The sequence below is a fragment of the bacterium genome (assembly GCA_026414725.1).
In the GTDB taxonomy this organism is placed as follows: domain Bacteria; phylum Ratteibacteria; class UBA8468; order B48-G9; family JAFGKM01; genus JAAYXZ01.
Genome location: JAOAIL010000056.1, coordinates 1 through 701, shown reverse-complemented (window position 1 = coordinate 701; position 701 = coordinate 1). Strand labels below are relative to the sequence as shown.

General features: G+C 37.2%; 1 protein-coding gene. It reads left to right on the top strand.

What is annotated here, in order from left to right:
• Positions 1-181 precede the first annotated feature (181 nt).
• Positions 182-613, top strand: coding sequence for a hypothetical protein (locus tag N3D17_07810; protein MCX8083267.1), 432 nt, complete (start codon positions 182-184; stop codon positions 611-613).
• Positions 614-701: the final 88 nt, after the last annotated feature.

Sequence of the window (701 nt, the reverse complement as noted above, 5' to 3'; positions counted from 1 at the left end):
TTCGGGTTAAGGGGAGACCTGTCAGATGACTACAACGCATACACAGGAAGAATGTTCATAAGAAAGAGTTTCTAAAACACAAAAGAAAAAGGATTTCTTCCTCTCTCCTCGAGGGTGAGTGAAACGAAATCACTTGACAAAAAAAAGAAATAGATGTACAATAAATTTAGAAAGGAAGGATATGACCAAAACAAAAAGGTTAATTTTGTTTCTTTTCTGTATTTTTATACTCTCTCCTTTTATATCCACGAAAGCATCTTCTCAGGAAAATAACAAACCACCAGCGAGAAAGACAATTCTTGATTATAAAGCAGAGGTTGGCTTAAATGAAAAGCAGGTAAAAGAGATAGAGAAATTGATAGGGGAGTATGAAAAGCGTGTGGCATCCAATGTTGAAAAGATTAAAGGAGAGGATAAGAAGTTAAAGGAATTGCTTGCCAGTGAAGGGGATATAAAAGAGATAGGAAAAAGAGTAAGAGAGATATACCGCTTGCGTGGAGAGATTGTAGTGGATGACCTTGAAACAGGAAGAAAGATAGACAACATTCTTACAAAAGAGCAGAAAGAGAAGTGGAAAGAAATAAAAAAAGTAAGTACCCAGAATCAAAGATAAAATTAACAACAGTTCCTCTCCGTATAAGTGGGAGGTAGGTGGGGTGCAAAAGGAGACCAAATGTCTCACCCTCACCCTGAACCCTCTC

Bases quoted from the DNA above. Each gene is read 5' to 3' on its own strand.
- N3D17_07810 (MCX8083267.1), top strand. From the start codon at position 182: ATGACCAAAACAAAAAGGTTAATTTTGTTTCTTTTCTGTATTTTTATA.